The organism is Microcoleus sp. PH2017_35_SFW_U_B (assembly GCF_020737865.1).
GTDB lineage: Bacteria > Cyanobacteriota > Cyanobacteriia > Cyanobacteriales > Microcoleaceae > Microcoleus.
Genome location: NZ_JAEQDE010000052.1, coordinates 99,875 through 108,675, shown reverse-complemented (window position 1 = coordinate 108,675; position 8,801 = coordinate 99,875). Strand labels below are relative to the sequence as shown.

Below are 8,801 nucleotides of genomic sequence, written 5' to 3'. Positions count from 1 at the left end.
TGGGGCGACTCGATACAGAAAAAACTTATCTTTAACCAAGCTTGAATATATTGATCGCTCCTGCTCTTGGTTGGCAATCAATTATTCAGCAAGCCCTACTTAACAGCTATTCGGAAACCCGAATTATATAACAATCAGCATAAAAACATCAGTAGAACACCATAACAATGGTGATTGCTAACAACCTTTCGCTCAGAGGTTTTGCACTGAAAATACCATCTCAGCCAAGATATTTTTCAGTTTTTCTGAATTGAAAAAAGCCAGATATTGAGTTGTGAATGATGGAGGCATCAACTCTAACAAGGTTTGATTCCCATCAACTGTCAACTGTCAACTGTCAACTGTCAACTGTCAACTGTCAACTGTCAACTGTCAACTGTCAACTGCTATAATATGCACTCGAACAAGCTATTTAACCGCACGCGCTGGCAACTCGCAGGTTGGTATGCGATCGTGATAGGTCTGTTGTTAGGTATCTGCGGTGTTGCAGCATATCAGGTTTTGTTTCACACCCAGCGATATATCCTCCAGCAAAAACTACAGGACTTAGCCGGAACGCTGCATGACAGTATCGAACCTGAATTACAACAACCGGGACAGATTTCATCCAGCTTGAAAACTATTTTGCCCGGTTTGTGTTTATCGAATGAAAACTGTTATTTTTCAAGCAATGACGGCGCGCGACATACTGCTAGAGTGTTTCAGCAGGAGGGCTATTATCTCCGCTTTTTAAACGAATCTGGACGTGTTTTGGCGACGAGTGGAGAGCAGCCAAATGTATTAAAACGTTTTGCGCCAAAGGAGTTTTGGCAGGTTCTGAATTGTTCTAAGGGCGATCGCTTTTATCAAATTTCTCTATTACTGAGAACAAACGGCGGCTTGCCTTGGGGTTATCTGCAAATTGGGCGATCGCTCAAAGAATGGGATGCTTATCTTAACACTTTGCGACTGTTCCTGTTTTTAGGCTTACCTTTTGCGATGCTGTTAGTGGGAGGAGCGAGTTGGTGGTTAGCGGGAGTAGCGATGCAACCAATTTATCAGTCCTATCGCCAGATGCAACAATTCACCTCCGATGCTGCTCATGAATTGCGAACGCCTCTCGCTGTGATCCAGAGTACAGTTGAGGATACTCGTCTTGCTGAAGACTTACCAGAGGTTAATCAAAACCTGGATATTATCGAACGACAAAACATCCGTCTCTCCAGGTTAGTCAAAGATTTACTGTTCATTTGTCGCATTGAACAACAACAGATTTCGACTCAATTGCAGCCTTGCTCTCTCAACGATCTGATCGGCGATTTAGTAGAGGAACTTGCAGGTTTGGCAATGATAGCTGATGTACATTTGAAGTTAGAAATTCGTGCCTCACAAGCCACTATGATTCTTGGGGATGAAGTCCAACTTTACCGTATGGTAACGAACTTAATTACCAACGCCATTCACTACACTCCCCCAGGAGGACTAATCTTTGCCATCCTCGATCGCACTGACAAGGAAGCCCTAATTCAAGTTCAAGATACGGGTGTTGGTATCGCTCCAGCCGAACAAACGCGAATTTTCGATCGTTTCTATCGAGTCCAGAGCGATCGATCTAGAGCCACAGGAGGGGCAGGATTAGGGCTATCGATTGCGAGTGCGATCGTAGTGGCTCATCAAGGCAGCATTCAAGTTGAGAGCGAGTTGGGCAAAGGCAGTACATTTACAATCCGTCTGCCGCTTAATTGAGAACAATTTAGATGCGGGAAAACTTACTAACTATGAGAAGTTCGGGATCGAGTGGTTAAACCGATCGTTGGAGTATAGAAACGAAGTCTCTACAGAATCTTAGCCACTTTAGCCTCATCGAGTGTCAACGGGGGGGCGATCGAGCTAAACTGAGAATTGAGGCAAACTTCGATGAAAAGTTTACCACGAGAGATAAATGGTGCTTTGGGCTTCATGAGAGCGAGGTTTGCGGGATACCGCCTTCACAGTCAGTAATGACGGTGTTCCTATCGCTACACAATCCGGGAAATTCCCGTATTGTGTCCCGTAAATGTATCTGTTCTCAAACTTCTTGGAAAAAATTGTTTTACCTAGAAGTGGGTCAAGCCCACTTTTTTTGTTGCATTAGTCGCAGGAAAAGAACTCAGGGCATCAGACTTGCGAGTTTAGGACTGATCCAGTAGGAGCAATCTTCCGGTGGTTCCCCCTTACCCCATATCTTGCCTAAGTCCTCAAGTTGAACCCGTGTCCGAGTTCAGGAGTTTTAGTTTAAGTATTCGATATGACTCATCCCCTAATCCCACAAATCATTGACTTAGCTACCCCCGTTGCAGAAACACTGGGATTGGAAGTAGTGGGAGCAGTGTTTCACACCAACCAAAATCCTCCCGTCTTGCGGGTAGACATCCGTAACCTCCAGCAAGACACCGGTTTAGCCGACTGCGAGCGGATGAGTACAGCCCTGGAAGTCGAGTTAGAGGCATCCGACATCATCCCCGACGCCTACGTGCTAGAGATTTCCAGTCCCGGAATATCCCGATTGCTCAGCAGCGATCGAGAATTCATTACTTTTAAAGGTTTCCCCGTCACACTCACAGCCACCGAACCCGACTCGCGAATCAAAGAGTGGAAAGGACTACTTGTGGGCAGGGATGAAACAACGGTTTATCTCAATCTAAAAGGGCGACAGGTTAAAATTCCCCGCCCTCAGATTGTCAAAGTTGAACTAGACGAAGGTAAGGAGTAAAAAAGGGGAATTTTGAATTTTGAGTTGTAGGGGCCGTACCCCCGTGTCTGCCCGATTTGAGTTTTGAGATTGCCTCGCAGGAAGCTAAAAATGCTTCGCTGCGAGTTAATTTTTAAGAATCACATCTTTAGCCACAGGGTTGAAGTAGAACAACCAATAAATTGTTGCAGCACCCAGATACCCTAATGCTATCTTTGTAACTCATCAATCATCAGTTATCACTTTTTTCAACAATTACCGACTGTCAATTACCAATCATCTATTTCCGATCGCAAGTTACGTATTGTCACATCAAAAAAAGGAGTGTTTTATATGTCAATGGTTCCCCTGCGCGGACTCAAAGAAATGATCGAAGGTATTAGCAAAGAGCGAAATTTACCCAAACACGCCGTCCAAGCAGCATTGCGAGAAGCCCTGCTTAAAGGATACGAACGCTACCGCCGCACCCAAAAACTCGACCACTTCAGCGAAGAATACTTCGACAATTTTGATGTAGAATTAGACGCAGAACAAGAAGGTTTTCGCGTTTTAGCTAACAAAACTATTGTCGAAGAAGTCGTCAATCCCGATCACGAAATAGCACTTTCTGAAGTACAAGAAGTAGCCACAGAAGCTCAGCCTGGGAGCATCGTACTCGTAGATGTAACACCCGATCAAAAAGAATTTGGTCGCATGGCAGCCATCCAGACCAAACAAGTCCTGGCTCAAAAACTGCGCGACCAACAGCGCAAAATGATTCAAGAAGAGTTTAAAGATTTAGAAGAAACTGTTCTTCAAGCAAGAGTGCTCAGGTTTGAGAGGCAGTCGGTAATTTTGGCAGTTACCAGCAGCTTCGGTCAGCCGGAAGTAGATGCCGAACTCCCCAAACGCGAACAGTTGCCTAACGACAATTACCGTGCGAACGCTACATTCAAGGTTTATCTCAAAAAAGTAGGCGAAGGTTCTACTAGAGGGCCGCAGTTACTTGTTTCTAGAGCAGACGCCGGTTTGGTGGTTTACCTGTTTGCTAACGAAGTACCAGAAATAGAAGATGGGGTGGTGAGGATTGTCGCCGTAGCTAGGGAGGCAAATCCGCCCTCCCGGCACGTCGGCCCTCGGACTAAAATAGCAGTAGATACTCTCGATCGCGATGTAGACCCCGTAGGAGCCTGCATCGGGGCGCGGGGATCGCGAATTCAGGTAGTAGTCAACGAATTGCGCGGCGAAAAAATAGACGTGATCCGCTGGTCTCCAGATCCTGCAACCTATATTGCTAACGCTCTGAGTCCAGCTAGAGTAGATGAAGTGCGTTTGGTTGCCCCAGAAGGGAGGCGCGCTCACATTTTGGTCGCGGAAGACCAACTGAGTCTTGCCATTGGTAAAGAAGGTCAGAACGTCCGCCTCGCAGCCCGCCTGACCGGTTGGAAAATCGATATCAAAGATATTGCTAAGTACGATCGCGACGCCGAAGACAGCAAACTGGCAGCAGAAGCAAGCAGGCTCGAAGAACTAGCAGGCGACGACTACGACGAAGAGGAAGGATCCGGCTACGACGGCGACGAGGAAACGGCAGAATTTGAGCAAGAGGAGCCAGCCACGGACGAAACCGCAGCCACAGTCTAAACACTGTGACATTCACTTTTATGTTTCTGGCACGGGAGACAAGGAGGACAATTCCCCTATTCCCCCCTCTCCCACTCTCTCAACTCTCCCCGAATCACTAGAAATGAAACCGAACTACCGGTGTTGCACAAGTTGTCGAAAAATAGCTCCTAAGGAAGCTTTTTGGCGAGTAGTCAGGCTCTATCCTTCTCATCAGGTACAATTAGATCGCGGCCTCGGTCGTTCCGCTTACCTTTGTCCGGCGAGCCAATGCCTCAAAGCAGCTCAGAAAAAAAATCGACTTGGGCGATCGCTCAAAGCGCCTGTGTCTGACGAACTGTACCAAACACTTTGGCAGCGTTTAGCCACATCTGACTGTACATCTGACTCGGAATCGATCGGGCACCAAACCGACAATAGTTCGGCCTCGACTGTATAAACCCTCTTGGCAGCCCTACCAGTAATTACCGGTAGCGCCAGCTCTAAAACCCCGATCCGATCTGCCCACCAGTCTGGAAAGATTTGTGTCAGATTAGATAAGGGTAGGGTACTAGCAGAGGTATCCTCAAGGTGGAAAGACAAACTTTAAAGATTGATTTGTGGCAGTTGCCAAAATTCAGACTTGACAGTTCTCGCTTTCCCAAAAAAAACTTGAGAATTCTCCAACCGCAGACTTCAGCGAATTGCATCTTTTAGATAAAATTGCTGAGCGAGTACCAAAACCCCGATTCTTGACACTGAATCAATCACAGCGAATGATGTCGTCATTAGAACAAAAAATCAAAATGTAAAAACTGGTTGGCACAAAAGAGGGCAGAGTGGATGAACAACGGCAAAGTAAGAATTTACGAATTATCACGGGAACTAAATTTGGATAATAAAGACATCTTGGCAGTTTGCGAGCGGCTCAATATTTCAGTAAAGAGCCACAGCAGCACAATTACAGAATCTGAAGCAGAGCGCATTCGCAAAACGGCGGAAAAATACGTAGCCAGCCACTCTACCCCCGGCAAGCCAGCTCCCCCCGAAAGAGCAGCAGCGCCATCTAGAGAATCTGGCCCTCATCCTAACGACCAACAAAAAAAGCAGCAAATTTTAGAAATACGCAGTCCAAAAGTACGGCCGGCTGGTGCTTCGTCCCAGCCCGCAGGCAACGAGGAGCAAAAAAACCAGCCAGGGGCCACCGTGGCCACTCCTCCCAAATCGCCAGCCTCTCAACAACTCCAGCCTCCAGCTAAACCAAATATCAATCGACCTGTACTCTCGAAGCCAAATGTCGCTGGAGCGGCGGCAGCTTCAGAAACAAGCTCGGAAACTGTAGGTGCGATCGCCCCGGAAACAAGCTCCCAGGCTCAAGCACCTGCGACACCTCAACCGCCGTCAGAAAAGGCTCCAGAACGCACCCCCCGCCCGCCGGTCGCCCCTCCAGCGCCGCCAGCAGGGGCAAAACTCACGTCGCCACCAGTCAGAGCGGCGTCCGAGCAGGCTGGCCGCAACCCACAAACTCTGGGAAACAAGCCGGTACTGAAACTGGCCAGAACCGATCAAGACCAATCAGAACAGGGAGAAACTCTGGAAGCGCCGGCGAAACCGAGCCGCCCCAGCAGACCTGCACCATCCGGTAGCGACGCTCAAAGACCTCGCCCAGGTGCTGGTGGGCCAGTGAAAACAGCACTTGCCGATCGACCGCAGCAGGGCGGCCCGCGCCGGAGCCTTGCCCCCGCAACGTCAGCCGCTGGGTTGCGTAGCCGGGGCGGTGACATTTCTGCCACCGGAGAAGACGCAGACGATGACGGAGACGATACGTCGTTGTTGCTGGATACTCTTCTCCTTCCCAAGCCGACTCTGCCAAAGCCAGCCAAAAAGACACAGGTCATTTGGGAAGAAGATGATGACGAAAACTCAGATGCTGCCAAAGCTGCCAAAGCAGCCAAGGCCAAAAATCGTCGCCTCAAACCCATAGACGAGGATGACGATGACTTAGAAAATGGCTTGGATATGCCAGCACCAGTCACCGTCAGCCTGTCTCTAGCCCGCCCAGCTAAGGCGAAGACACAAGCAGCACCCAAGTCAACACCAACTCCGGGCGCACCCGGTAGCAGCGGCAAAAATAAGAGACCGGGCCCTTCTCACGATAAAAGCTCTTCTGGTTCTTCCGGGGGACGCGGCAACCGGGGCAAAACAGCCGAAGCTAAGGTAGAACGTCCAGAAAAGCTGCTGCTGAGCAGACCGATGACCGTTCAAGAACTAGCAGTTACCTTGGCTGTTCCCGAAACCGAAATTATTAAGAGGCTGTTCTCTAAAGGTATTGCGGTCAACATTACCGAAACCCTGGACATTCCAGCGGTGAGAATGGTAGCCGAAGAAATGGGCGTAGAGGTAGAAACCCCAGAAATAGAAGAGCCAGCTACCAAAATCATCGAGATGATCGATGAGGCAGATTTGGAATACCTCCAGCGCCGTCCGCCAGTGGTAACGATTATGGGCCACGTGGATCACGGCAAAACTACTTTGCTAGACTCGATCCGCAAAACCAAGGTCGCTCAGGGAGAAGCTGGGGGTATTACCCAGCACATCGGTGCTTACCACGTGGATGTGGTACACGAAGGCAAGAGCCAGCAGGTGGTATTTTTGGATACGCCCGGTCACGAAGCCTTTACAGCTATGCGGGCTCGCGGTACGCGGGTGACAGACATTGCCATCTTGGTGGTGGCGGCGGACGACGGCGTGCGACCCCAGACAATTGAAGCTATCAGCCACGCGAAAGCGGCGAAAGTGCCAATTGTCGTGGCTATCAATAAAGTTGACAAGGAGGGCGCTCAGCCGGAACGGGTGAAGCAAGAGCTTACTGAGTACGGCTTGGTCGCAGATGACTGGGGCGGCGATGTGACGATGGTTCCAGTCAGCGCTATCCGAGGGGAAAACCTCGATACGCTGTTGGAAATGATTCTGACAGTCGCGGAAATGGAAGACCTCAACGCTAACCCGAACCGAGCGGCTAAGGGTACTGTAATTGAAGCTCACCTCGACAAGGCAAGGGGGCCAGTGGCAACTCTGCTGGTGCAAAATGGCACGCTGCGAGTGGGCGATATTGTGGTCGCAGGCTCTGCTCTGGGCAAGGTGCGGGCGATGATCGACGATCGCGGCGATCGCGTAGACCAAGCAAGTCCATCCTTCGCTGTGGAAGTGCTGGGGCTGCGGGAAGTACCGCAAGCTGGAGATGAGTTTGATGTCTTCGCTAACGAAAAAGAAGCAGCGGCGATCGCCAGCGGAAGAGCTACATCCCAAAGAGATTCGCGTCTACTTCAAGGTGGTCGGATCAGCCTCAGTGGCTTCTCTCAACAAGCTAAGGAAGGCGTTCTTAAGGAACTCAACTTGATCTTGAAGGCAGATGTCCAAGGCTCCCTGGAAGCCATTGTCGGTTCTCTGACCCAACTTCCTCAAAAAGAAGTTCAACTCCGATTGCTGCTATCTGCTCCTGGGGAAATCACAGAAACGGATATTGACCTGGCCTCCGCTAGTAATGCTGTGATTATCGGGTTCAATACTACTCTCGCCACCGGCGCTCGCCAAGCAGCCGACCAAGCGGGCGTAGACGTGCGGGAATACAGCATCATCTACAAACTCTTGGATGATATTCAAGGGGCGATGGAAGGACTGCTGGAACCCGAACTGGTGGAAGAACCTCTGGGTAAGGTGGAAGTGCGCGCTGTCTTCGCGATCGGTCGCGGGGCTGTGGCTGGATGCTACGTACTCGAAGGCAAGGTCATCCGCAACTGTAAGGTGCGGGTGCGCCGGGGCAACAATGTCGTTTACGAAGGTGTCCTTGACTCCCTCAAACGGATGAAGGAAGATGCCAAGGAAGTCAATACTGGCTATGAATGCGGTATTTCCTTGAGCGGGTTTAGCGACTGGGCGGAAGGCGATATTATTGAAGCCTACCGGATGGTTACTAAGCGCCGCACGCTATCTCAATAGTTTTGAGTTGTGAGTGTTGAGTTGGAAGAGAATTTTTGAGTGAAGGCAACTTGCATTGCCGATCGCTCCCAACTATTCTCTTCACTCAATACTCCCAAACTCATCGGACAGTTGACAGTTGACAGTTGACAGTTGGCAGTTGGCAGTTGGCAGTTGGCCGTTGGCAGTTGGCAGAATGAAATTCCTAATCGTCTTTACCCTTGCTGAAAATTCAAAATTTGCTCGCTCAAATAAGAATTACCGAAAGAAACCCGATTTCTGCTCGTAAGTCCTCGGTTTGATCGCTAAATATTTACTCCTCGCACCGGGTTTTAGAGTCAAGAGTGCGTCCAAGAATCTCAAAATTCAAAAGTCAAAACTCATATAGCAGTTCGATCGAAAAATGAGGTACGCTTGGGGTTTTCGGTAATCAGTAATCGGTAATCACCGAAAAGCTTGCGGTTCAAAAGCTGGTGCCGTGCCAATTACCAATTACCAATTACTAATTACCAATTACCAGACATACCTCATC

Annotated in this window: 6 protein-coding genes; 5 read left to right on the top strand and 1 reads right to left on the bottom strand. The window is 49.3% G+C overall.

Going from position 1 to position 8,801, the window contains the following annotated elements:
* Positions 1-393: 393 nt before the first annotated feature.
* The gene (gene rppB, locus JGK36_RS15600; protein ID WP_293196907.1) at positions 394-1,725 is read left to right on the top strand and encodes a two-component system sensor histidine kinase RppB; all 1,332 of its coding nucleotides are present in this window, start codon (positions 394-396) and stop codon (positions 1,723-1,725) included.
* A gap of 89 nt (positions 1,726-1,814) precedes the next feature.
* On the opposite strand, the gene JGK36_RS15595 is transcribed toward rppB, so the two are convergent.
* Positions 1,815-1,940, bottom strand: a complete 126-nt coding sequence (locus JGK36_RS15595) for a hypothetical protein (RefSeq protein WP_293184756.1) — start codon at positions 1,938-1,940, stop codon at positions 1,815-1,817.
* A 326-nt stretch (positions 1,941-2,266) separates the two neighbouring features.
* Here JGK36_RS15595 and rimP point away from each other — a divergent pair, with 326 nt between their 5' ends.
* The 4 genes from rimP to infB all read left to right on the top strand — a co-directional run bounded on the left by rimP (position 2,267) and on the right by infB (position 8,290).
* A complete protein-coding gene (gene rimP / locus JGK36_RS15590; protein ID WP_293196906.1) occupies positions 2,267-2,731 on the top strand; it encodes a ribosome maturation factor RimP in 465 nt (154 codons plus the stop codon).
* Between the two features lie 312 nt (positions 2,732-3,043).
* Positions 3,044-4,333: a transcription termination factor NusA gene (gene nusA, locus JGK36_RS15585; RefSeq protein WP_293184751.1), complete on the top strand. Its 1,290-nt coding sequence runs from the start codon at positions 3,044-3,046 to the stop codon at positions 4,331-4,333.
* A gap of 103 nt (positions 4,334-4,436) precedes the next feature.
* Positions 4,437-4,751: a YlxR family protein gene (locus JGK36_RS15580; protein WP_293148638.1), complete on the top strand. Its 315-nt coding sequence runs from the start codon at positions 4,437-4,439 to the stop codon at positions 4,749-4,751.
* A 383-nt stretch (positions 4,752-5,134) separates the two neighbouring features.
* On the top strand, positions 5,135-8,290 hold the full coding sequence (gene infB, locus JGK36_RS15575; protein ID WP_293184749.1) for a translation initiation factor IF-2: 3,156 nt from the start codon (positions 5,135-5,137) through the stop codon (positions 8,288-8,290).
* Positions 8,291-8,801: the final 511 nt, after the last annotated feature.

Coding starts and splice junctions, on each gene's coding strand:
- rimP (WP_293196906.1), top strand. CDS start 2,267: ATGACTCATCCCCTAATCCCACAAATCATTGACTTAGCTACCCCCGTT.
- nusA (WP_293184751.1), top strand. CDS start 3,044: ATGTCAATGGTTCCCCTGCGCGGACTCAAAGAAATGATCGAAGGTATT.
- JGK36_RS15580 (WP_293148638.1), top strand. CDS start 4,437: ATGAAACCGAACTACCGGTGTTGCACAAGTTGTCGAAAAATAGCTCCT.
- JGK36_RS15595 (WP_293184756.1), bottom strand. CDS start 1,940: ATGAAGCCCAAAGCACCATTTATCTCTCGTGGTAAACTTTTCATCGAA.
- infB (WP_293184749.1), top strand. CDS start 5,135: ATGAACAACGGCAAAGTAAGAATTTACGAATTATCACGGGAACTAAAT.
- rppB (WP_293196907.1), top strand. CDS start 394: ATGCACTCGAACAAGCTATTTAACCGCACGCGCTGGCAACTCGCAGGT.